Source organism: Bacillus sp. FJAT-22090 (assembly GCF_001278755.1).
GTDB lineage: Bacteria > Bacillota > Bacilli > Bacillales_A > Planococcaceae > Psychrobacillus.
Window position 1 is genome coordinate 2,118,322 of record NZ_CP012601.1, and the last position, 23,507, is coordinate 2,141,828.

20 protein-coding genes and 1 other annotated feature are annotated in these 23,507 nt (G+C 35.5%); of the genes, 4 read left to right on the forward strand and 16 right to left on the reverse strand.

Annotated features, from left to right (window positions below; all coding sequences use genetic code 11):
- Positions 1–183: 183 nt before the first annotated feature.
- The 7 genes from spxA to AM499_RS10910 form a co-directional block, all read right to left on the reverse strand.
- Positions 184–579 (reverse strand): transcriptional regulator SpxA, encoded by a 396-nt coding sequence (gene spxA, locus AM499_RS10880; protein WP_053590237.1) that lies wholly within the window; start codon positions 577–579, stop codon positions 184–186.
- 390 nt (positions 580–969) lie between these two features.
- Positions 970–2,181, reverse strand: coding sequence for a putative glycoside hydrolase (locus AM499_RS10885; RefSeq protein WP_053590238.1), 1,212 nt, complete (start codon positions 2,179–2,181; stop codon positions 970–972).
- Positions 2,182–2,296: 115 nt separating this feature from the next.
- Positions 2,297–3,238: an ABC transporter ATP-binding protein gene (locus AM499_RS10890; protein ID WP_053590239.1), complete on the reverse strand. Its 942-nt coding sequence runs from the start codon at positions 3,236–3,238 to the stop codon at positions 2,297–2,299.
- The gene (locus AM499_RS10895; protein ID WP_053590240.1) at positions 3,238–4,302 is read right to left on the reverse strand and encodes an ABC transporter ATP-binding protein; all 1,065 of its coding nucleotides are present in this window, start codon (positions 4,300–4,302) and stop codon (positions 3,238–3,240) included. Before AM499_RS10895 ends, AM499_RS10890 begins: the two co-directional genes overlap by 1 nt.
- Before the next feature lie 16 nt (positions 4,303–4,318).
- A complete protein-coding gene (gene opp3C, locus AM499_RS10900; protein ID WP_053590241.1) occupies positions 4,319–5,338 on the reverse strand; it encodes an oligopeptide ABC transporter permease in 1,020 nt (339 codons plus the stop codon).
- Positions 5,338–6,270, reverse strand: a complete 933-nt coding sequence (gene opp3b, locus AM499_RS10905) for an oligopeptide ABC transporter permease (protein WP_053590242.1) — start codon at positions 6,268–6,270, stop codon at positions 5,338–5,340. The genes opp3C and opp3b overlap by 1 nt, the downstream gene beginning before the upstream one ends.
- A 210-nt stretch (positions 6,271–6,480) precedes the next feature.
- Entirely contained in the window at positions 6,481–8,184 is a 1,704-nt protein-coding gene (locus tag AM499_RS10910; protein ID WP_053590243.1) for a peptide ABC transporter substrate-binding protein, read from the reverse strand.
- A gap of 336 nt (positions 8,185–8,520) precedes the next feature.
- Here AM499_RS10910 and AM499_RS10915 point away from each other — a divergent pair, with 336 nt between their 5' ends.
- Positions 8,521–8,766, forward strand: a complete 246-nt coding sequence (locus AM499_RS10915; RefSeq protein ID WP_231687572.1) for a DUF3899 domain-containing protein — start codon at positions 8,521–8,523, stop codon at positions 8,764–8,766.
- Between the two features lie 52 nt (positions 8,767–8,818).
- Positions 8,819–9,034, forward strand: a binding site (T-box leader).
- 45 nt (positions 9,035–9,079) lie between these two features.
- Positions 9,080–10,066 carry a tryptophan--tRNA ligase gene (trpS, locus tag AM499_RS10920; RefSeq protein WP_053590245.1) on the forward strand — a complete coding sequence of 329 codons (987 nt, stop codon included), beginning with the start codon at positions 9,080–9,082 and terminating at the stop codon, positions 10,064–10,066.
- Between the two features lie 276 nt (positions 10,067–10,342).
- On the opposite strand, the gene AM499_RS10925 is transcribed toward trpS, so the two are convergent.
- The 7 genes from AM499_RS10925 to AM499_RS10955 form a co-directional block, all read right to left on the reverse strand.
- Positions 10,343–12,202, reverse strand: a complete 1,860-nt coding sequence (locus tag AM499_RS10925) for an oligopeptide ABC transporter substrate-binding protein (protein ID WP_053590246.1) — start codon at positions 12,200–12,202, stop codon at positions 10,343–10,345.
- Between the two features lie 79 nt (positions 12,203–12,281).
- Positions 12,282–13,181, reverse strand: a complete 900-nt coding sequence (locus AM499_RS10930; RefSeq protein WP_053590247.1) for an ABC transporter permease — start codon at positions 13,179–13,181, stop codon at positions 12,282–12,284.
- A gap of 29 nt (positions 13,182–13,210) precedes the next feature.
- Positions 13,211–14,173 carry an oligopeptide ABC transporter permease gene (gene opp4B, locus AM499_RS10935; RefSeq protein WP_053590248.1) on the reverse strand — a complete coding sequence of 321 codons (963 nt, stop codon included), beginning with the start codon at positions 14,171–14,173 and terminating at the stop codon, positions 13,211–13,213.
- A 1-nt stretch (position 14,174) separates the two neighbouring features.
- Complete coding sequence (locus AM499_RS10940; RefSeq protein ID WP_053590249.1) at positions 14,175–15,122, reverse strand: ATP-binding cassette domain-containing protein; 948 nt, start codon at positions 15,120–15,122, stop codon at positions 14,175–14,177.
- Entirely contained in the window at positions 15,119–16,126 is a 1,008-nt protein-coding gene (locus AM499_RS10945) for an ABC transporter ATP-binding protein (RefSeq protein ID WP_269432290.1), read from the reverse strand. Before AM499_RS10945 ends, AM499_RS10940 begins: the two co-directional genes overlap by 4 nt.
- A 524-nt stretch (positions 16,127–16,650) precedes the next feature.
- Positions 16,651–17,883, reverse strand: a complete 1,233-nt coding sequence (fabF, locus tag AM499_RS10950; protein ID WP_053590251.1) for a beta-ketoacyl-ACP synthase II — start codon at positions 17,881–17,883, stop codon at positions 16,651–16,653.
- 28 nt (positions 17,884–17,911) lie between these two features.
- Positions 17,912–18,847 (reverse strand): beta-ketoacyl-ACP synthase III, encoded by a 936-nt coding sequence (locus AM499_RS10955; RefSeq protein ID WP_053590252.1) that lies wholly within the window; start codon positions 18,845–18,847, stop codon positions 17,912–17,914.
- Between the two features lie 162 nt (positions 18,848–19,009).
- Here AM499_RS10955 and AM499_RS10960 point away from each other — a divergent pair, with 162 nt between their 5' ends.
- Entirely contained in the window at positions 19,010–19,201 is a 192-nt protein-coding gene (locus tag AM499_RS10960; protein ID WP_053590253.1) for a YjzD family protein, read from the forward strand.
- 293 nt (positions 19,202–19,494) lie between these two features.
- Here the strand turns inward: AM499_RS10960 and AM499_RS10965 are convergent, their stop codons facing one another.
- Positions 19,495–21,621, reverse strand: a complete 2,127-nt coding sequence (locus AM499_RS10965) for an ATP-dependent Clp protease ATP-binding subunit (RefSeq protein ID WP_082355243.1) — start codon at positions 21,619–21,621, stop codon at positions 19,495–19,497.
- A gap of 153 nt (positions 21,622–21,774) precedes the next feature.
- Between AM499_RS10965 and AM499_RS10970 the strand changes: the two genes are divergently transcribed.
- On the forward strand, positions 21,775–22,470 hold the full coding sequence (locus AM499_RS10970; protein WP_053590254.1) for a Crp/Fnr family transcriptional regulator: 696 nt from the start codon (positions 21,775–21,777) through the stop codon (positions 22,468–22,470).
- A gap of 620 nt (positions 22,471–23,090) precedes the next feature.
- On the opposite strand, the gene AM499_RS10975 is transcribed toward AM499_RS10970, so the two are convergent.
- The gene (locus AM499_RS10975; RefSeq protein WP_053590255.1) at positions 23,091–23,399 is read right to left on the reverse strand and encodes a metal-sulfur cluster assembly factor; all 309 of its coding nucleotides are present in this window, start codon (positions 23,397–23,399) and stop codon (positions 23,091–23,093) included.
- Positions 23,400–23,507 lie beyond the last annotated feature (108 nt).

A 23,507-nucleotide genomic window follows, 5' to 3' on the forward strand; every position in this document is an offset into this window, starting at 1 on the left:
TTTCATAATAATAAGTAGACTATCTGCATTGTAAGAAAATTTAGGTAACAATGCAAGTACTAAAATAAAAACGCAAGACAATTTTCAGGCAAATGCCTAAATTGTCTAGCGTCTGTTCATTTTATAATTAGAATTAAGTTACTAAGATAAATGATTATTATCTTAAAATAATACACATTGCTATTAGTTTACAAGTCGTTGAGCTTCTAGCAATTGATACGCTCGAACTTTTCTCGGCAAAAATCGACGAATTTCGTCTTCGTTGTATCCAACTTGTAATCGTTTTTCATCTAAAATGATTGGACGGCGTAATAATCCAGGATACTCTTGAATTAACTCATATAGACGTTGAAGTGGTAAGCTTTCCACATCAACATTTAATTTTTGGAATATTTTAGAACGAGTTGAGATAATTTCATCAGTCCCATCCTCTGTCATTCGTAAAATCTCTTTTATTTCACTTATGCTAAGTGGTTCAGAAAAAATGTTACGCTCTGTATAAGGAATATCATGCTCTTCTAACCATGCTTTTGCTTTTCTACAAGAAGTACAACTTGGTGAAGTAAATAATGTAACCATCAATAAAAACACTTCCTTTCAATTAGTGATTGTGTTATATGAAGTAGATTATAATTAGTTTAATGTAAGAACTTTACTTTTAAAGTATACACCAATTTTATATTAATTAAAATATGTTTATAAAAATTTTTTTACTATTTATATACGTAGACACAAATTCGTTGAAAATATAAGCTCTTCTTGCTATTAAAGGACAAATTACTCTATGTTTACCTTATACCCATCTCTTTTCTTATTTAAACCTACTTAAAAATATTTTTTATATTATTCTCAATTAGAAAAGTCATATTGAAAATGCCTGTTATACTTAATAGTACGTTTTTGATGAAAAAAGGTTTCAAAAAATAAAAAAAACACAAGATTTTCATCTTATGTTTCTTCATAAATGCTTCAATTTGGTGTGTAATCCACCCCTGGAGAATACTTATTGCCAGCATTCCAAAGTAAAAATTCTTTAATACCTGCTTCATTTAACGCTTTAATTTGTGCTTCTACTTCTTCCTTACCATACGTTTGATAATTGCCAGCACCTAAATAAGAAGCAGTAAAATCCTGTAGCCAAGGTCGTGATACTGGTGGATTTTCCAGTTCTCCCAATTTAGCATTCTCTACCTTAGCATATTCCTGAACTAATCGATAAGGTTCGAGATCTGGTTTAGCAATCCCGAAATAAGATGTCCAATGACTTGGATATATCATAGATGAAATGACATCTACGTTTGCCGATATTTTAGAAAAGTTTTGTCCAATGCCTGGTGCTTCCGGAAGTGTTGCAGAATAACCAAAAATATCTACAGATACTTGTGCTCCGTAAGGTTCCAATTTTTCCTTAGCATAGGCAACAAAATCTGTAACGGCTTGTACTCGTCTTTGAACAGGATCAAGCTCTGAAGTTTCATAGTCCCCCATGTTGTATTTGAGCGTGCTATCTCTTTTTTCAAATCCCTCGGGGAAACGTACGTAGTCGAATTGAATTTCTTTAAAACCCATTTTAGCAGCTTCAATTGCGATTTGGACGTTATGATCCCATACTTCTTGTAAAAATGGATTAACGAATGCTTCACCTCTTCCATTTTTCCACACAGAATCTCCTTCCACAAACGACCATTCTGGTTTCATTTCAGCAAGCTCTGTATCTTTAAAAACTACTACTCGAGCAATCGGATAAATTTGTTTCTCTTCCATTGTTTTCAACATTGCTTGAGGGTCCTTTATGTATGGTTTGCCAATTTCATATTTTGCTAAAGATGAATCCTCCTTTGGTATGTATGTTAAATTTCCAAAGTCATCTTTTATATCTATTACCATAGCGTTTAGTTCAGTGGAGTCCATCAGTTTTACTAAATCGTTAAATCTAGAGCCTCCTGCGGAATGACCAGTCACATATACCCCTCTTACTGCATCTGGATATGCAAATTTAAGCCCAGAATCATATATGAATAACTTGGAAGTGGAAACGAGAGACTCGTCAATTGCTTGAAAGCTATATTCTTTAGGTGAAAAGCTTTCCGAGAACAAATTGCCTTCGGCTGACACAGAAGTAGGAATAATAAGTGTAGTTGCAATGCCAAATGTTGTTAACAATCTTAAAGAATTCTTCATATGTTATAGACTTCCTTTCTGCTTTATTTATTCATTCTATCAGTAGTACTTATAGATTGAAAGAATATATATAATAAAAAACGGCCATTCCAATTAGAATGACCGTTTAAACAAACTATAAACGTGCGCTTGCAGCTGCCTTTAATGCCACATATTCTTTTTCTGAGCAATAAACAAAATGCCCAGGTGTAATTTCACGCATAGCTACTTCTTCTCCGTCTTGATAGTTATGAGAAGAAGGATCATATGATTTACGAACACGAGTGCGTTCATAATCAGGATCCGGAAGCGGAATAGCGGATAATAAAGATTGAGTATATGGATGTAGAGGATTGTTATATAAATCCTCCGCAGGAGCTAGCTCGACCAGTTTACCAAAATACATTACACCAATTCTGTCTGAAATGTATTTAACCATCGATAAGTCATGGGCTATAAACAAATACGTCAATCCTTTTTCTTTTTGCAATTCCTTTAATAAGTTAACAACCTGCGCTTGAATAGAAACATCAAGAGCTGAGATAGGCTCATCGGCAATAATAAACTCAGGATTTACTGCAAGTGCTCTTGCAATTCCTAAACGTTGACGTTGACCACCAGAAAACTCATGTGCATAGCGATCAGCATGTTCACGATTTAAACCTACTGTCTCTAATAATTCCACTACGCGTTCTTTACGTTCTTTTGGATTTTTCACTAGACCATGAATATCTAAACCTTCTGCAATAATATCCAATACTTTCATACGTGGATTTAATGAAGCATAAGGGTCTTGGAAAATCATTTGCATTTTGCGATTAAATATTTTTAAATCTTGTTTAGATTTTTTATCGTGAACATTTACACCATCATAAATTACTTCGCCATCTGTTGCATCGTAAAGACGAATAATAGTACGACCTGTTGTAGATTTTCCACAACCCGATTCTCCAACAAGACCTAGTGTTTCACCTTTATAAATATCAAAGCTTATATCATCTACCGCTCGAACTTCGTTTGGCTTACCTGGATTGAAATATTGCTTTAAATTTTTAATTTCTAGTAATTTTTCAGCCATTAGTAAGTACCTCCTTCAGTTCCATTATAATAGCGGCTTCCCGGGAATTTTTTCATTCGCTCCACAATTGATACAGGTGGTTCTACTTGAGGCGCGTCTGGGTGTAATAACCAAGTTGCTGCATAATGTGTATCACTTACTTTAAAGAATGGTGGCGCTTCTTCTAAATCGATTTTCAATGCATAGTCACTACGTAATGCAAAGGCATCTCCTTTTGGGGGATACAATAAATCCGGAGGAGTTCCTGGAATTGCATACAGTTTTTCTTCCGTCACATCTAGAGAAGGCATCGAACTTAATAGTCCCCATGTATATGGATGCTGTGGATTATAGAAAAGTTCATCAACCGTCCCAATCTCTACAATTCGTCCACCGTACATAACTGCCACTCTATCTGCTACGTTCGCTACAACTCCTAAATCATGTGTAATGAATATAATTGATGTGTCAATTTTCTTCTGAAGATCTTTCATTAACTCCAAAATTTGCGCTTGAATGGTAACGTCAAGTGCAGTTGTAGGCTCATCTGCAATAAGTATTTGTGGATTACATGCCAAAGCTATTGCAATAACAATACGTTGACGTTGTCCTCCAGAAAATTGATGAGGATACTGTTTAATACGTGCCTCAGGTTTCGGCATTCCTACTAAACGTAACAAGTCTACCGCAATTTTACGAGCCTCGGTCTTACTAACTTTTTGATGTTTCAAAATAGGCTCCATAATTTGTTTGCCTATTGTCATAGTAGGATTCAAAGAAGTCATAGGATCTTGGAAGATCATTGAAATATCTTTCCCGCGAATCTTCTGCATTTCTTTATCCGTTAATTTAGTTAAGTCTTTCCCGTTAAAAAGAATTTGACCATTTTTAAATTCTGAACTATGTTCAGGTAATAAGCGCATAATTGCTTTTGTTGTAACTGACTTTCCAGAACCAGACTCTCCAACGATTGCAAGAGTTTCCCCTTTTAATAAGTCGAAATTAACGCCTCGAATAGCTTTAACTTCTCCTGCAAAAGTATGGAAGGAAAGCTCTAAGTCTTTTACTTCTAATATTTTATCCATCTCGGCTTTCCTCCTTTTAGTCTTTCATCTTCGGATCAAACGCATCACGTAAACCATCACCCAATAAGTTAAATGCTACCATCAGTAAGCTTAAAATTAACGCAGGGTACAATAAAATATGTGGTTGGAATTTAATTAACTTGTAACCGTCATTTATTAGTGTCCCCAAAGATGCTTCAGGAGGTTGTAAACCTAAACCTATAAAGCTTAAAAAGGCTTCAAAGAAAATGGCAGTTGGAATAGTAAACATCGTATTAATAATAATTACACCCATAATATTAGGTAATATATGCTTGGTAATAATTCTACCATTGGTTGCACCTAGAGTTCGGGATGCAAGGACAAATTCCTGGTTTTTGAATTTTAAAACTTGACCACGTACGATACGAGACATTCCGGTCCATCCTGTTAAAGTAATAGCGATAATGATCGCTGTTACACCAGGTTCCATGAACAGAAGCATTAAGATGATAATTACTAAACTTGGAATACCAATTAGGATTTCCACAAATCGTTGCATAACATCATCTATACGACCACCATAATATCCGGAGATACCACCGTAAGCAACACCAATTACAACATCAATCAAAGCGGCAACAAATGCTATGAATAACGAAATTTGTGTCCCTTCCCATACACGAGAAAAAGAATCGCGCCCAAGACCATCTGTACCAAACCAATAGTACGTATCTACTTTTTTCATTTCATATAAATCTACTTCTTTACCTGCTAGAGTACCAACACCGTCAAATATCCCTAGTTTTTCAAGCCCTGGAACTTTAGGTGGTAAGTTCGCATGTGTAATTGTTTGAGTTTCGGCATCATGTGGACTAATCATTGGCCCAACAAAAGACATGATAATGATAAATACCAAAATAAAAATACTAACAATCGCAGCTTTATTTTTGCGTAATCTCAACCAAGCATCTTGCCAAAAACTAACACTAGGTTTAGAAATTCGCTCAGCATGGGTACTATCAAGATGAACCCTATCAAAAGCATCAGCAGGTAGGTTTTTTAAATCTTGAGTCATTATTTATTACCTCCTGATAAACGAATTCGTGGATCAATAATTCCATATAGAATATCTACTATGAATATTACGACAATTAAGAACGCAGAGAAGAACAACGTTGTCCCCATTATAATAGAGAAGTCATTGGACATAATAGACTTAACAAATTGCTCACCAATACCTGGAATGGCAAATATTTGTTCAATAACAAGAGAACCTGTAAGTAGTCCTGCAGCTAATGGTCCTAATACTGTTACAAGTGGAATTAATGCATTTCTAAAAGCATGCTTAAAAGCAATTTCAAAACCACTAGCACCTTTAGATTTAGCTAGAGTTATATAATCCGAACTTAATACCTCAATCATTTCAGTTCGGATGAAACGAGAAGCTGTTGCAAGTGGTCCCATAGCTAGAGCTATTGAAGGAAGTACACTCGACATCCAACCATCTTTCCATAAAGCTACAGGGAATATTTCCCATTTTACACCTAACCAATACTGAAGAAAAGTCGCAAAAACGAAAGATGGAATAGAGATCCCGATAATAGCTATTAATGTACTACCGTAATCCCAAATTGTATTTTGTCGTAATGCAGCAATCATACCTAACATTATTCCAATAGCAACACCTAATATTAAACCTTGTGAACCAAGAATAAAAGATGGTCCTAAACGATTTGTTATTAAGTCAGTGACACTTGCATTTTTGAATTGGAAAGAGTTACCTAAATCACCTTTAGCTAAGTTTAGCATGTATTTACCGTACTGGACTGCTACTGGTTGATCTAATCCATATTTCGCTTCTACTATCGCAAGTTGTGAAGGGGATAGTTTTGAAGCAGAACTAATCGGGGAACCTGGAAGCGCCTTCATTAAGAAAAACGTTGCCGTTGCAATCAAGAAAAACGTAATCAAGGCATAAACCACTCGTCGAAAAACATATTTGGCCATCTTAGCACCTCCTAAATAAAATAATTTTTAATAGATTTGATTAATCTATTAATATATAAACAGAAAAGACTAGTAATTGTCAAAGTCGAAAAAAATAATAAAATATTTGGTTAATTCTGATTCATTTAAAAAGAGAGTATATGATCCAAATGGACACCATATACTCTCTAATTATGAGATTTTTAACACTCTAATATTCTTAGATGATTATTAGTTTTTACCTTCAATGTAAGCCCATTTGTAGCTATAGTCTCCACCGAATGGGTGAGCAATTATACCTTTAACATATGGTTTTTGAAGGAACATTAATCCACGTTGGTAAATTGGTCCAATACCGAAATCTTTTTCAATAAGAAGTTTTTCAGCATCAGCCAATGCTTGCCAACGAGCAGCTGCATCTAAAGCTAATTCGTTGTTAGCAGAGTTTACTAATTTATCATATTCTGGGTTAGAGTATGACATTTTGTTATTTCCGCCACCAGTTAACCACAAGTTCATGAATGTATAAGGATCTTGATAATCTGGTCCCCATCCTGCAACTTGAATCTCGTAATCTTGGTTTGTATCAAGATCTAAACGAACGTTAAAAGGAACTTCTTTAAGAGTAACAGTTAAACCTGGTAAATTAGTTTCAAGTTGAGACTTGAAGTACTCATCCATTTTTTTAGAAAGTTCAGTGTCTCCACCAAGAATTTCGATAGAAAGTTCTTTAACACCTAGTTCTGCTAAACCTTTTTCCCATGCTGCTTGAGCTTCTTCTACATTAAATGTAGCCATGTCACCGTTTACATCACGGAAATCATTACCATCTTCATCAAAAGTAAAGTCTTTAGGTACTAAATAGTTAGCTGGAACTGAACCGTTAGCTAAAACAACAGAAGCTAAATCTTCTTTGTTGAAAGCTTTTGTAATTGCTTCACGAATATTTACGTTAGCAAGTGGAGTTTTTTCTCCATTACGTTCTTGATTGTATTTGAAATAGAACACAGAAGTTTCTGATTCTTTTAATAGTTCTGGGTCAGCAGCGTATTGCATTGCATATTCTCCAGAAAGACCTGCACGATCTTTTTCACCATTTGTATAAAGGTTAACTGCAGTAGCAGGTTCTTTAACTACGTCATAATTGATTTCAGTAAGTTTTACAGTATCTTTATCCCAGTATTGCTCATTTTTAAGTAATTGCCAAGATAAACCTGTTCCGTCCCAGTTAGCAAGTGTAAATGGACCGTTGTATAAAAGTGATTCTGAGTTTTTCGCATAGTTTTCACCTTGCGATGTAACGAACTCTTCTTTTTGTGGTAAGAATGTTCCAAATGACATAAGTGATAAGAAATAAGGAGTTGGTTTTTCAAGAGTTACTTCTAACGTTTTTTCGTCAAGAGCTTTAACACCTAATTCAGTGTACTCAACCGCTCCTTCTGAAATTTCAGTAGCGTTTTTAATAACTCCACCCATCATGTATGGACCATATTCAGATGCAGTATCTGGGTTCATAGCACGTTTCCATGAATATTCGAAGTCATTTGCAGTAACTGGAGAGCCGTCAGACCAATTAGCATCACGTAATTTGAACGTATAAACTAAGCCGTCTTCAGATACTGTTGGTTCGCCATCAGCAATGGCAGGTACAGCAACGTTTTCTTGATTCAAACGATATAAACCTTCATTTACATTGTTTAGAAGATCAAATCCAACTGCATCAGTTACTAAAGCTGAATCCATTGTTGGAATTTCTGCTGTCATGATTAAGTTAAGTACTTGTTCTTCATCTACAGCTACTTCTTCTGTTGTTGCTGGATCTTCTTCTTTTTCTGTAGTTGTAGTAGTACCTTCTTCTTTGTCGCCACAAGCAGCAAGGAAAATACTAAGAACTAACAGAAGGCTAAAAAGCCATAAAAACTTGCTATTCTTCAAAAGAATAACCTCCTTTAAATAGTCAGAAAAAATTCATTACATTAATTATTATACATTTTCAGAAAGACTTGTACAGGTTTTTCGGAAAATTTTTTACATTATTGTAACAAAATCATTACATTGTCCTAACAATTGTGAATCTTTGGTAAAAGATTTGCGAGTTTTTTACAACTATTTCTCTAAAATTTTGATTAATTCTATTAAATCTTCTATAATCAAATCTTGTAGAGGTGAAATATGAAGACAAAAATTGTTTACTTTTTAGGATTACAACTCCTAATTTTCATTCTTATTATCATAGTATATGGAAAATTAAACCTAGTTTCATATGCCAATATGTCTTTCTATGTTGGAGGAACCATAACGTTTTTTGGATTTCTGACATATGTTGTATCAGGAGGTTTTTTTGACTTCTTTACAGAAAGCACAAGGAAAGTATTCACTCCTAAACATTTTAAAAAGCATGCCAGTGAAATGCGGTTACCATCAGAAATTTTCTCCTTTCCACACAAGCCTATTATCGCTTTAGGATTGTCTAGCTTATTCTGTATGTGTATAGCTCTGTTCGTTTATTATAGTTAAGTTTTCAGCTTGATTTTTGAGTTTCTTCTATACTATAATGTTCAAAACACTATAATATGCTTTGACGAAGAAAAGTATATTTGACTTGTATGTTTAGAGAGTCTGCGGTTGGTGAAAGCAGAACGTACATCAAATGGAATGGGCTTCTGAGCAGTATATGTGAACTTGAAGTAGCATATACCGTCCCCTTCACGTTACGAAGAAGAGTGGCTAATTTACTTTTAGCAAACTGGGTGGTACCACGGATTATACATCATTCGTCCCTTTTTTTAGGGATGTATGATGTTTTTTTATTTTAAGGAGGAAGATGAAAATGAAAAAGTTATTTTCAGGTGTGCAGCCAACAGGAACCATTACTCTAGGTAATTACATTGGTGCGTTTAGACAATTTATTGCACTCCAAGATGATTATGATTGTGTATTTTGTATCGTCGATCAACATGCGATCACTGTTGCCCAAGATCCACAAGAATTAAACAAACATATCCGTTCACTTGCGGCATTGTATCTTGCCGTAGGGATCGATCCAGAAAAATCAACATTATTCATACAATCAGAAGTCCCTGCACATGCACAAGCAGGTTGGATTATGCAATGCATTTCCTATATTGGTGAATTAGAAAGAATGACACAGTTTAAAGATAAATCCGATGGAAAAGATGCTGTATCAGCTGCGTTATTAACATACCCACCATTAATGGCTGCAGATATTCTTTTGTATCAATCAAATATTGTCCCAGTTGGAGATGACCAAAAACAACATGTCGAATTAACTCGTGATTTGGCAGAACGATTTAACAAACGATATGGTGAAATTCTTACTATCCCTGAAATACAATTACCGAAAAGTGGAGCTCGTATTAAGTCACTTCAAGACCCATTAAAGAAAATGAGTAAATCTGATCCAAATCAAAAAGCAACCATTCGTATTCTTGATACACCAAAAGAAATTGAAAAGAAAATAAAAAGTTCTGTGACTGATTCTGAAGGAATTGTTGCATTTGACCCGGAAAACAAACCTGGCGTTTCAAACCTATTATCAATTGAATCCGCATTAACTGATGTTTCAATTGAATCGCTTGTACAAAAATATAATGGTAAAGGATATGGAGACTTTAAAGCATCAGTTGCTCAAGTCATCATCGACCATTTTGCTCCAATTCAAGCCCGCTACGAAGAGTTATTAAACTCTTCAGAACTAGATGATATCTTAGACCGTGGGGCCGATAAAGCAAATAAGCTTGCAAGAGAAACACTTTCTAAGATGGAATCCGCAATGGGCCTTGGTAGAAAACGATAACCGTTAAGGAAATAAGCGAAAAGCAAAAAATGATAAAGTCATTTGTTTGGAAAATATACATGATGACAGAACTGAAAGAGTATCCTAGAGATAAAAAGTTTAGATAGAGCACTAAATTGGAACAGGTGATTATTGCTATTCCATAACTGATTAAAAAAAGTAAAAGTCTAATTTTTATCACTCCTTATTTAACCATATGAAAAACCGTTCCTAAACTTTCGTTAAGGAACGGTTTTTTATATTATTTCGTATGCAGCCTTCTACGCTTTTCAAGAATTATTTTGTAGATTTAACACCTGTATCTGATACTAGTTCAACCTCTTGTAAATTACTGAAAGATTCATTAGTATAATCAATGCTCCAGTTTTTCACACGTTTGTTAACTGGTACTAACTCATAACGATACATAGTCGGAATAACTGGCGCTTGTTCAGCCATGTACTCTTGCCATGCACGGAATTCTTTCGCGCGGTATTCTGAATCGAATGCCTTTGGTGAGTCGATATTAGTTAACGTTGTTTCTAAGAAATCAGAAGAATAACGGCTAAAGTTATATTGAGCAGTTTTTGAGTATAATCCTGATGGTGATGGGTTTGTACCTGTACCCCATGCTGCCATAAAAATATCGATTTCTGGATCGTCTGCCTCAACTTTATCATAGAAGCTATTGAACTCAATCGTACGACCTGTAGTCAATGTTACGTTTAAACCAACATCTTTCCAGTTTTGTAAGTAAAATTGAGTGATGTCTTCTGCAATATCATCGCCAGCCATAGTAGCAAATTTAATTTCTAATGGCTTACCTGCTTTGTCTTCGCGAATTCCATCGCCATTTGTGTCCTTGAATCCTGCTTCATCTAACAATGCGTTTGCTTTGTCCGGATCGTATTTATATCCTTCTAAAGAAGAATCATAGAATGATTCAAATACTGGAGGGATTAAAGAGTTCGCACGTTCACGTAATCCACCATAAAATACTTCTGCAACTTGTTCAACATCGATTGCGTAACCCATTGCTTGACGTAATTTTACATCTCCCATTTTAGAACCTTCAATATCAGTTACTACTGTGCTATTTTCAAAATCGTATTTACCAAGTTTGAAACCAAGGTAAGCATAGTAAAGCTCTTGACGACCTAATACTTCGATATTATCAAAGTCTTTGATTTCTTCCATTTTTGAAGCACTGAAACTTGAAGCAATATCATACTCACCTTGTTGTATTGCTACTGAAATTGAGCTTGTTGGTACAATTTTCACTAGAACTCCGTCTAATTTCGGTTTACCTTTCCAGAAGTGTTCATTTGCTACAAATTGTACTGATTCTCCAGGTACAATTTTATCAAATTTGAAAGCACCTAAAGTAACTGGATTTTTACGAACTGCATCACTCTCTACAAGTTCTGCAACTGGAATATCTTTAATAATATGGCTTGGCTCAGCGTAACCCCAAAGTCCATCCCCACCACTAAAGATAGCAGGAGATAATTTATTAAATGAAATTTCTAATGTTGTTTCATCTACTTTCTTTAGACCCGAAATTGTGTCTGCTTTACCATCATGGTATTCAACAGCACCAATAATATTTTGGAAATCCACGTCATAACGTACACCAGTATAATCTTTATGTCCGATGATTAAGTAGGGTTGGATTAAATCCTCGATCTTAAGCGGTTCCCCGTCAGACCATTTTACACCCTCGCGAATTTTTATTGTAGCTTTGTTGTTTTCTTGATCTACAGTCATACTTGCAATACCTGCATCAGTTATTAAAAAGTCACCGTCTGTTTCGAAAAGTGAGTTAGATGCGAATTTCATAATATCATCATCGTAAGCATCCTCGTATAATACATAAGAGAATATACCTTGGAAAGGCTCATCTTTAGCCATAGCAACTTTTAGTGTACCACCTGTAACTGCATCTCCATCATTTGTTACGTCTAATGGGAATAATGCTGAATCCTCAGCTGCTGGCTCTTCCCCTTCTTCTGTATCTTCTTCTGTACCATCTTCAGTTTTTGAAGTGTCTTCTGTTTTTGTACCTTCAGAGCCTTCCTTTGTATCCTGATTACATGCACCTAGGACTAGCATGAAAGCTAAAAGAACTGCAAGTAAAGCCCAAAGCTTTTTATTCATTCTGTTTCCTCCTTTTTATTCTCTTTAATTTATATATCAAACGTTAAACGTCTAATACCACTACATATTTTGGTTGGGTTTAGCCTAGTCGTTGCTTCGCATCAGCTGAGCGGCGTAATGCTTGACCTACATAGTTGATTCCGAGCATCATTAACAATATAAATAATGATGCAGGTAACCAAACCCACCATTTTTCTTGCAATACAAGCGGATTATTTGCATAGCTTACAAGTGTTCCTAAGCTTGGTGTTTGTGGCGGTAATCCAAATCCAAGAAATGATAATCCTGTTTCTATACCAACATTACCAGCAAAATTTAAAGTTAATTCAACAATTAATATGGAACTTAGGTTTGGCATGATTTCTTTAAAAATGATAAAGACTCCTCGCGTACCCATTGTTTTTGATGCGTTTACATAATCTCGCCTACTCTCCGAAAGAGCTTTACTTCGAACTAGCCGAGCTGTAGATGTCCACAAAAATATACTCATGATCAGAATGAACACGGTCACTGTGTATTTAGGGACAATCGTAACAAAAACGATAATCAGCATTAAGGAAGGAATAGTAATAAAGAAATCAATGATACGCATAAAAATGTTATCAATCCAGCCACCGAAATAACCACATACCAGACCAATAATTACTCCAATAACACCTGTGATCAGTGTAATCGAGATAGCAATCGCAATACTATTTCTAGCTCCAATAACTAACTGTCCCAGAATATCTTTGCCGCCCTGGTCAGCTCCTAAAAAGAATTTGTCTCCTGGTGCAGCATATTTATCTCTTAGGCTTACACGCATTAAAGTTTCTTGGTCAATAAGCCAAGCCCATATAAAAACTCCGATAATTACAACGATGAGTGATATCAGTGAAAACATTGCTAATTTATCTTTTTTAAACTCTCTAAAAATCACTTGTATACCTGTTGGAGGAGAGTTTAATTCTATTAATTTGTCATCTGCTAATTTTTCCATATTATTCACCTCTCCTTAACATAATTCGCCTATTCTATCCTAATTCTTGGGTCAACAATACTCATGATAATATCGGACAGTAGACTACCTAATAATGTTAAGAAGCCGTATAACATAACAAGCGCAGTAATTACACTGTAATCACGTGATTGAATAGATGAAATAAACAACTGTCCCATGCCTGGATAACCGAAGATTGTTTCAATAAAAATCGAACCACCCAATAATCCGGTAATTGTGAATCCGAAGAAAGCTGCAATAGGAAGTAAAGAATTTCTAAAAATATGTCTAGAATACACTTTACTTATCGGAATTCCCTTACTTCTTGCAGTACGCACATAATCCAAGGCCTTAGCGTCAATAATTTCAGAACGTAAATATTGAATAACACTAGTTGTACCTAGTATCGCTGTCGTAATAGCAGGTAAGAGCATGTGATAAAGCTTACTCCAAGAGTATCCAAAGGTCCCTGTATCATATTTAATATCTACACTACCTACTGTTGGAAACCAGTGAAGCTGATAGCCAAAAATAAATAAAAAGATTAATGCTAGAACGAATGTCGGAATCGCATAAGTAACAAAACTATACAATACGACCGTTTTGTCTAAAAAGGTATCTTGGTAACGGCCAGCTAAAACCCCTAACGGAATAGCTAGTAAATATAACAAAATGACACTTACTAAAGATAACCAAAATGTATTTAATGCCCGTTCTCCTATTAAAGTAGAAACTCCAATTTTATACGTGTAACTTTTTCCAAGATCTCCTTGTACAGCATTGGTAATCCACGTAGTATACTGTACGTACCATGGATCATTTAAACCTGCTTTTTCGCGAAGTTCCTCAATCCGAGCTGGATCTGTATCTGGTGTAATCATTCCTGTAAAGGGATCTCCAGGCATAAATTTTGCCATAAAAAATATTAATAAACTTAAGACTAGTAACTGTGGAATCATGATTAGTACTCGTCTTACGATTGTTTTCCACATATTAAATGCCCCCCTTTTCATGAGCATTCATCGCTACTTGATGTGATTCGTTTAATTGTTTTAAATCATATACTTTCCCATTTTCATCGTAATAACTTCTATGGTTTACAACATAATCTGATTCAACTTTAATTCTTTCTCTTTTTCGTATGTCTCGCCCTATTGGATTTACATCTGGTATGGCAGATAATAAACGCTTTGTATAAATATGTTGAGGATTATTATAAATATCATTTCGATTTCCAGACTCAACAAAACGTCCTTTATACATAATTGATATATGGTCGCACATATGTTTCACTACACCTAAGTCATGTGATATAAACAAATAGCTAAGTCCAAATTCCTGTTGGATATCTTTCATAAAGTTAAGAACTTGAGCCTGCACGGAAAGATCAAGGGCGGAAACTGGTTCATCTGCTATGATCAATTTTGGATTACATGAGATCGCTCGCGCTATACCGATTCTTTGCTTTTGTCCTCCCGAAAACTCATGTGGATATTTTAACTTCACATCTTCACTCATACCAACTATCGCTAGAAGTTCGTTGATTTTACGTTTTTCTTCATCTGGAGATAATTTCAAAAAATTTCGAATTGGTTCCGCAATAATGTCTTGAACTCGTTTCCTAGGATTTAAACTAGAGTGTGCATCTTGAAATATCATTTGAATATCTCGATTATAGGAAGAATTTAGACTTCGACGCTTATGCGTCACGTTCTCTCCCTCATATATAATCTCACCGGAGGTAATTTTCTCTAATCCAATAATCGCTTTACCAGTAGTTGATTTACCACAACCAGATTCACCAACTAATCCATAGGCTTTTCCTTTTTCAAATTCCAAGTTGATCCCATCTACTGCATAGACATTGTCTATTACTGTATTAAAAAATCCACCTCTAATAGGATAATGGACTTGTAAATCATTGATTTTCATAAAGCTCATCTTGCTATACCTCCCTCTTCACCTTCAAAGTGAAAGTGTTTCCAGCAAGTACATCTAACTAAATGACCTGGAGAAATTTCATGAAGTGTTGGATTTTCTTCATGAGCTATCGCTGGAATCCATGGGATTCGTGCAGAAAACCTACATCCATTACGTGGAAGTTTCATAAGAGATGGCACCATTCCTTGAATAACTTGCAGCCTTTCATTTTCACTGTTCATTTGCGGTATAGAGTTGAATAATGATCTTGTGTACGGATGTTGTGGATTTGAGAATAATTCATGCACAGGTGCTTCTTCAATAATTTGACCCGCATACATAACCGCAACGCGATCGGCTACTTCTGCTACAACACCTAAATCATGTGTAATTAAAATAATTCCTGCTTCTGTTTCTGCTTGTAAATCTTTTAAAAGATCCAGTATTTGTGCTTGAATCGTAACATCTAATGCAGTTGTCGGTTCATCGGCAATTATTACTTTTGGTTTACATGAAATGGCAATTGCAATAATAACCCTTTGTCTCATTCCACCAGAAAGCTGATGAGGAAATTGTCTAGCAACACGCTCAGGGTTAGGAATTCCTACTTGGTTAAGTAATTCAATTACTCGTTTATCCCGAACCTCTTTTGTCATTTTTGTATGAAATATTAAACTTTCTTCAATTTGTTCTCCAATTCGCATAAGAGGATTTAATGCTGATAATGGATCTTGGAAGATCATCCCTATCTCTTCGCCTCTTACTTTATTAAATTGTTCTTCATCAAGGGTCGCTAGGTTCACTCCGTTGTAATTAATCTCACCTTGTACTCTAGTTTTTATGTGGTCATGAAGCCCTATAATCGATGTTGCTAATGTACTTTTCCCACATCCGGATTCTCCAACAATTGCAAGAATCTCATTTTTCTTTAATGTAATCGATACGCCATCAACTGCATCATAATATGTATCTTTGATTCTAAAACCAGTGTGTAAGTCATTAATCTTTAAAAGTTCACCAGTCATAATTATCATTAAGCTCCTTTCGATGTAGGCAACCTTCTGCTTTTAGCTCCTGATTTATTCTATGGAATTTTTCGTTAACTAATGAAATGGATTTTTTAACTGTATACACAACCCTAAATTTCAATTTTTCTGTTAATTCAACTCTTAAGTGTAAATTCTATTACAGGTTTGTTACAATCGCAATACATTTTTTTAATTATTTCATTAATTTACTCTTTTTTGAAAATGTAAAATTATCTACTAATTCAATCTTATCAACAGTTTTTATTACATTTTATTAATGTAAAAAATTTTTAAATAGAATAAATAGCAATGTTACATTCTACAAATTTCGACATGGAATTGGTAAAAATAATGAGCTCACTTTAATGATTCAACCTGCTAAACAGTTGAAACAAATGCAATTTCTTTAGTCAAAACAAAAAGAGTATTTTCCATTTTTTCTTGGAAAATACTCTCTTTTTTAGATATTTTTTTGTAAATAAAAACCATTTATTATTATAAATTTTTATTAAATTTAATAATTATTTTTTGAAAAGTATAGATGCATTATGACCACCAAAGCCTAAAGAATTGCTCATTGCGTATTGAATATTTGCTTCTCTAGCTTCATTTGGAACATAGTCTAAATCACATTCTGGATCAGGTGTTTCTAAATTCATCGTTGGTGGCAATATTCCTTCTTTTAAAGCTAACACAGTGAATATCGCTTCAACCCCACCAGCTGCCCCAAGCAAATGGCCTGTCATAGATTTAGTAGAACTCATTGCTAATTTGTATGCATGTTCACCGAAAACAGATTTCACAGCCATCGTTTCGAATTGATCATTATATGGTGTACTCGTTCCATGTGCATTAATATAATCAACTTGTTCAGGAGTAACTCCAGCATCTTCAAGTGCTTGTTGCATAGCACGAGCTGCCCCTTCTCCTTCTGGCGCTGGAGCAGTTATATGATGTGCATCACCAGTTGATCCATAACCAATAATTTCAGCATATATTTTTGCTCCGCGTGCTACTGCATGGTCATACTCTTCTAAAATGATAATCCCAGCACCTTCACCAATAACAAATCCATCACGGTTTGCATCAAATGGTCTAGAAGCAGTTTGTGGATCTGTATTTAATGTAAGTGCCGTGTTTGAACAAAATCCAGCTACAGACATATGTGTAATTGGGGATTCTGCACCGCCTGTTATCATTACATCTGCATCTCCACGTTCTATAACTTTAAATGCATCTCCAATGGAGTTTGTACCCGATGCACACGCAGTTACAGTACAGGAATTAACAGCTTTTGCTCCAAAATGAATTGAAACTTGACCTGCTGCCATATCCGGAATCATCATAGGTACAAAAAACGGGCTAACACGTCGAGCACCTTTTTCTAAAAATACACGGAACTGTGCTTCGTATGTTTCCATACCACCAATACCAGAACCAATCCAAACCCCAGTTCGAAGGCCTAATTCCTCCGTAATTGTTAAATTAGCATCTTCTACAGCCATGATAGATGCTGCAAGCGCATAGTGTGTAAAGCGATCCATCTTACGTGCATCTTTTTTCTCAATATATTTCTCAATATCAAAGTCTTTTACTTCAGCTGCTACTTTTGCTGGGAACTGACTTGCGTCAAGTCGTGTAAGCATTCCTACACCCGATTTACCTTCTTTAATACCAGACCAAGTTGTTTCTATATCATTTCCAAGCGGAGTAACTGCCCCAATTCCTGTTACTACTACTCTACGTTTCGTCATGAATATTCATCCTTCCGAAGTTCATTTATTATTTTCCCCACTTTAATGTAATAGCACCCCAAGTTAATCCGCCACCAAAACCTACCATCACTATGATATCGTCATCTTTTATTTTCCCATTGTTAACTTCATCATTTAATGACAGTGGAATAGATGCTGATGATGTATTTCCATACTTATGGATTGTTTTAGACATTTTTTCAACAGGGAGTCCTAATCTTTCTCTTGAAGCATCCATTATACGAATATTTGCTTGGTGTGGTATTAACATATCGATATCTTCTTTTGTTAAACCGGCTTTCTCTGTTACATTAACTGCAGACTCACCCATTTGTCTAACGGCAAACTTAAATACTTCTCTACCATTCATAGCAAGATAAGGTCCATCTTGGTATAAATGCTTACCACCACTACCATCTGCGCCAAGCTCGAATGACAAGATTCCTCGTCCTTCTGATACTTTACTCACAACTGCAGCTCCTGCTCCATCACCAAATAACACAGCTGTATTTCGATCTTCCCAATCTGTTATCTTAGAAAGTTTTTCAACTCCTACTACTAACACATGTGAATATGCATTAGATTCTACAAATTGTTTTGCAGTAACCAACCCATATATAAATCCTGCACAAGCTGCAGACAGATCCATTGCCGCTGCATTTGTTGCACCTAGCTGATATTGCAACATGGAGGAAACACTTGGAAACGGTTGATCAGGTGTAACTGTTGCAACAAGAATAAGACCAATTTGCTCAGGAGATATTCCAGCATTCTCGATTGCTTCTTTTGCTGCTTTATACGCTAAATGAGAAGTGTTTTCTTCCTCTCCTGCAATTCTTCTTTCTTCTATACCAGTTCTAGTTCTAATCCATTCATCGGATGTATCTACTTTTTTCTCAAGGTCTGCATTAGTTAAAATATGCTCAGGTGAATAAGTTCCTAAACCAATTATTCCAGCATTCACGAAAGTTCCCCTTTTCTTATAATCTATTATTAGTACCTGGTAATAATAATACCGAATATATGAACATTTTTCAACAACATAGTTTGAAATCGTAAATATTCTTTTGAATTAGGAAGGGTTATGATATGATTAACATAGTAAAAATAGCTTGAGGTGAATGAAATGAAATATATTATGACACTTGTATGGTCCGTAATACTAGTTTCTATGTTAAATTACGTAGTAAGCTCTGTACAAAACGTAGAATTTGATCTTAACAACGGCTTAATCATGTCAATCCCGGTTGCAATTTTGGTTATCCTTATTTCTGCAATCCTTCCAAATGATCCAGTAGCAACACCAGAACATCATTAAGAAAAGCACAATAGTGCTTACCGTGTTTTTTAGAGGAGGCTCGTGACTGTTTCACGAGCCTCCTCTTTTTTCGGTAGGTTTATGGCTATTGTCTATCCGTAACCCTCTTAAAAAACATAAGAATCAGTTAAAGGATATGAATTTCTATTTATTTTGTATGCTCCCGAAGATTCAAATTCGGAGCTATATTGCTACTAGACTATGGTGGCGTGCGGCAGCGCAATTCCAGGTTGTATGCGTTATAATGTCTTTAAACCAATAAAAACAGCTCCCAAAGTATGGGAGCTCTTTTCTTATTTAATCATTAATTGATTATCTTCAATGGTCGCTACAATTGTACTTCCTGGAAGAACCGTACCAGCGATTAATAATTTTGCAACAGCAGTTTCTAAATTTCTTTGTATAAAACGTTTCAACGGTCTTGCTCCGAAAGCTGCGTCTGTACCTTCTTCCACGATCCACTTAATCACTTCATGATTTACTTGTAAATTGATCTCTTGTTCTTGAACACGATTTTGTAGCTGTTTTACATATTTTTCAGTGATTTTTTCAAAATGATGAATAGTTAAAGAATGGAACATGATAATGTCATCTAAGCGGTTTAATAACTCAGGTTTAAAATGTTCCCTTAAAGCTGCCATTACAAGACTTTCTTCTTCTTCCCCGATGACTCCAGTCGTATTTCCAAGATATTGTGAACCAATATTAGAAGTTAGGATAACTACCGTATTTGTAAAATTAACTATTCTTCCTTGGCTATCTGTAATACGTCCATCATCCATTAGTTGTAATAATATATTCGCTACATCTGGATGAGCTTTTTCTATTTCATCTAATAGTACGACAGAGTATGGATTTCGACGAACTGCTTCTGTTAATTGGCCACCTTCTTCGTACCCAATGTATCCTGGAGGTGCTCCAACTAAACGAGAAACACTATGTTTCTCCATATATTCAGACATATCGATACGTATAAAATGCTCTTCCGAATCAAACAGGTTCGCAGCCAACGATTTAGCAAGTTCCGTTTTCCCTACACCTGTTGGACCTAAAAATAAGAAGGAACCAATTGGCTTTTTAGGATCCTTTATCCCGGCTCTTGCACGCCAAACCGCTTCAGTTACTAATTGCACTGCTTGATCTTGTCCAACAACTCTTTCACCAAGTGTCTCTTTTAAACGAAGGAGTTTTTCTCTTTCTCCTTCGACCAATTTCGTTACTGGAATTCCTGTCCATCTTGATACAATAGAAGCAATTTCTTCTGAAGTGACTTCTTCACGTAACAAGCGAACATCAGATTGATCATTAATTTGTTGTTCATATTGTTGCAATTCTTTTTCTAATGAAGGTATTTTCCCATGCCGTAGCTCAGCTGCCTTGTTCAAATCATATTTATTTTCTGCTTCTTCCAGTTCTCTTCTAAATCGATCTAGTTCTTCTCTTTTTTGTTGAATGACCTGAATAGATTCTTTTTCCTGTTTCCATTTGTTTCGCATGTCACTTGTAGATTGTTCTAATTCCAATAGGTCTTGGCGTAACTGTTCAAGTCTTTTTTGACTGGCAGCATCTTTTTCTTTCATTAAGGCTTGTTCTTCAATTTGAAGCTGCATCATTTTTCGTGTTACTTCATCTAGCTCTTGGGGCATTGAATCAATTTCTGTTCGAATCATTGCACATGCTTCATCTACTAAATCGATTGCTTTGTCGGGTAAAAAACGTTCTGTAATGTATCTATTTGATAATTCCGCAGCAGCTACAATAGCTCTATCATGAATGCGCACACCATGATGTAATTCAAAGCGCTCTTTCAATCCACGTAAAATGGATACTGTATCTTCGACAGAAGGCTCTCGAACAAGCACTTGTTGAAATCTTCTTTCAAGTGCCGGATCCTTTTCAATATACAGGCGGTATTCATCTAAAGTGGTTGCTCCGATACAATGTAATTCTCCACGAGCAAGCATTGGTTTTAGCATGTTCCCCGCATCCATTGCACCGTCAGATTTTCCAGCACCTACTATTGTATGGATTTCATCTATAAATAATATAATTTGTCCATCACTTTCTTTAACTTGCTTCAAAACAGCTTGTAAACGCTCTTCAAATTCTCCACGATATTTTGCACCTGCTATTAAAGAACTCATATCTAGCTCAAAAATTTCTTTTTCTTTTAGTCCTTCCGGTACATCTTTTCGTACAATTCGTTGCGCCAAACCTTCCACAATTGCAGTTTTTCCAACACCTGGCTCTCCAATTAGGACAGGATTATTTTTTGTTTTTCTAGATAATATACGAATAACATCCCGTATTTCTTGATCTCTTCCGATAACAGGGTCCATTTTTCCTTCTTTTACTGCGGTCACTAAATTGCGTCCATAAGTTTCTAATGGACTTTTTTCATCCTGTTGTTTCATTTGCATACCCAACCATCTCCTTTTGAAATAGTTTGACCTTTTTTGACTAATGTAATTATAATATTTTCTTTTATTATTTGTAAAGAAAAGCGATTTTACCTATGTATATAGGGTTAATATGCTATTATTGTTATACAGATGGAAAGGTTGTGATTATTAATGAGCGAGAATACTCCTTTGTTTGAAGGTATAAATTCATTATTTGACCAATTTGGTTCCATTATGAAAATTGAAAAGGATCGCCCTATTTTTAATGAAGGAGAACGATCCGATGAAGTGTATTATATCGTTTCTGGATATGTTAGAATTACGAAGGATTCGGAGAGTGGGCGAATATTTACTTTAAAAATTACCGGACCTGAAAGTATTATCGGTGAAACATCCGTTTTTTGTGAAACTGTATATCATGCAGTATCTGCACACGCTATCGAGCCAACGCAAATATATGCTCTTTCAAGAACACAACTGGAAAATTTTTTAACGTCTTCCCCTCCCCTTATGAAAGAATGGATGAAAATTGTACAAATAAATCATTTAAAGAATGAAACGAGATTTAGAGATTTATTGTTACACGGAAAAAAAGGAGCACTCTTTTCTACTTTAATACGACTTACCAATACGTATGGAATTCCTCAAAAAGATGGAAGTATCGTTATTGAACATCACTTAACGAATCAAGAATTAGCAAATTTTTGTGCAACTAGTCGAGAAGTTGTGAATCGAATGTTAAATGATTTAAAAAAATCAGGAATTGTTACTTTTAAAAAAGGTATTATAACCATTCACGATTTGGACTATTTACGTAAAGAAATTGAATGCGATAACTGTCCATTACACATATGCAGAATAGATTAAAATCAGCTGTCCAAAAAGTCCCTAGAGTACTCCTGCGGGAAAGCGAGACAGTCCGAGACTCCGCATGGAGCGTAGTGAGGTCATTGAAAAAGTCTAAAAAAATTTGACTTTACTAAATAATGTCGTCCAATAAATAAGAAAATCGTTGAATCGGCTCCCTTTCCGCGGGCGTTGCCTTAGCCTCCTCGCTGTGCTGCGGGGTCTTCGGCTAACGCTATTCCCGCAGGAGTGTCGCCTTTTTCAACGATTTTCAAAAAATACTAATTGGAAAAATTTAAGTGATAAAAACTTGCTCTATTAATGGCATGATGGTTTTCTAATTGAAAAGCGAATAATAGTTGATTGGAGTGGAAGGTGGCGACTCCAGCCGGAATAGCATGAGCTGAAGACCCTGGACTGAGTGTAGCGAGGGAAGCGGCTGAAGCCATGCCGGCGGAACGCGTCCGCCTGGAACGGAAATTAACGGGTCTAAAATAAAAATCAAATATGTGAACAACTTGTCGTTCACTTACTGTTATGAAATCTCATATAGTATAACGCACTTTTTAAATATAAGCTACAAAGAAAGAGGCTGCCCTTAAAAGTCATTATTATGACTTTCTGGACAGCTCCTTTTCTTATTATCTTATTCCCAATGCAATTTTAGCATATCGTGACATATTTTCTTTTGACCATGGTGGATTGAAAACTATATTTACTTCTGTTTCTTTTACTTCAGGTAATTCGCCAAGTGCTGTTTTCACTTGATCCACAATCATCGGACCCATTGGGCATCCTATGGAAGTAAGAGTCATTGTTACGGTTGCGAGCCCCTCATCTGTCAAATCAACATCATATACTAAACCCAAATTGACAATATCAATACCGAGCTCAGGGTCAATAACGTTTTCTAGTGCACCCATCATACTGTCTTTCATATCTTGATCCATTTTTATAAAACCTCCCTGACACTTTATTTCATCATAACAAACTACGTTCTTTAAGCCAAATTGTTTGCTAGCCATTTCGTTACTTCAAGTAATCCTTTTCGGGTAACT

Coding starts and splice junctions, on each gene's coding strand:
- spxA (WP_053590237.1), bottom strand. CDS start 579: ATGGTTACATTATTTACTTCACCAAGTTGTACTTCTTGTAGAAAAGCA.
- AM499_RS10885 (WP_053590238.1), bottom strand. CDS start 2,181: ATGAAGAATTCTTTAAGATTGTTAACAACATTTGGCATTGCAACTACA.
- AM499_RS10890 (WP_053590239.1), bottom strand. CDS start 3,238: ATGGCTGAAAAATTACTAGAAATTAAAAATTTAAAGCAATATTTCAAT.
- AM499_RS10895 (WP_053590240.1), bottom strand. CDS start 4,302: ATGGATAAAATATTAGAAGTAAAAGACTTAGAGCTTTCCTTCCATACT.
- opp3C (WP_053590241.1), bottom strand. CDS start 5,338: ATGACTCAAGATTTAAAAAACCTACCTGCTGATGCTTTTGATAGGGTT.
- opp3b (WP_053590242.1), bottom strand. CDS start 6,270: ATGGCCAAATATGTTTTTCGACGAGTGGTTTATGCCTTGATTACGTTT.
- AM499_RS10915 (WP_231687572.1), top strand. CDS start 8,521: ATGTCTTTCTATGTTGGAGGAACCATAACGTTTTTTGGATTTCTGACA.
- trpS (WP_053590245.1), top strand. CDS start 9,080: ATGAAAAAGTTATTTTCAGGTGTGCAGCCAACAGGAACCATTACTCTA.
- AM499_RS10925 (WP_053590246.1), bottom strand. CDS start 12,202: ATGAATAAAAAGCTTTGGGCTTTACTTGCAGTTCTTTTAGCTTTCATG.
- AM499_RS10930 (WP_053590247.1), bottom strand. CDS start 13,181: ATGGAAAAATTAGCAGATGACAAATTAATAGAATTAAACTCTCCTCCA.
- opp4B (WP_053590248.1), bottom strand. CDS start 14,173: ATGTGGAAAACAATCGTAAGACGAGTACTAATCATGATTCCACAGTTA.
- AM499_RS10940 (WP_053590249.1), bottom strand. CDS start 15,122: ATGAGCTTTATGAAAATCAATGATTTACAAGTCCATTATCCTATTAGA.
- AM499_RS10945 (WP_269432290.1), bottom strand. CDS start 16,126: ATGACTGGTGAACTTTTAAAGATTAATGACTTACACACTGGTTTTAGA.
- fabF (WP_053590251.1), bottom strand. CDS start 17,883: ATGACGAAACGTAGAGTAGTAGTAACAGGAATTGGGGCAGTTACTCCG.
- AM499_RS10960 (WP_053590253.1), top strand. CDS start 19,010: ATGAAATATATTATGACACTTGTATGGTCCGTAATACTAGTTTCTATG.
- AM499_RS10965 (WP_082355243.1), bottom strand. CDS start 21,621: ATGCAAATGAAACAACAGGATGAAAAAAGTCCATTAGAAACTTATGGA.
- AM499_RS10970 (WP_053590254.1), top strand. CDS start 21,775: ATGAGCGAGAATACTCCTTTGTTTGAAGGTATAAATTCATTATTTGAC.
- AM499_RS10975 (WP_053590255.1), bottom strand. CDS start 23,399: ATGGATCAAGATATGAAAGACAGTATGATGGGTGCACTAGAAAACGTT.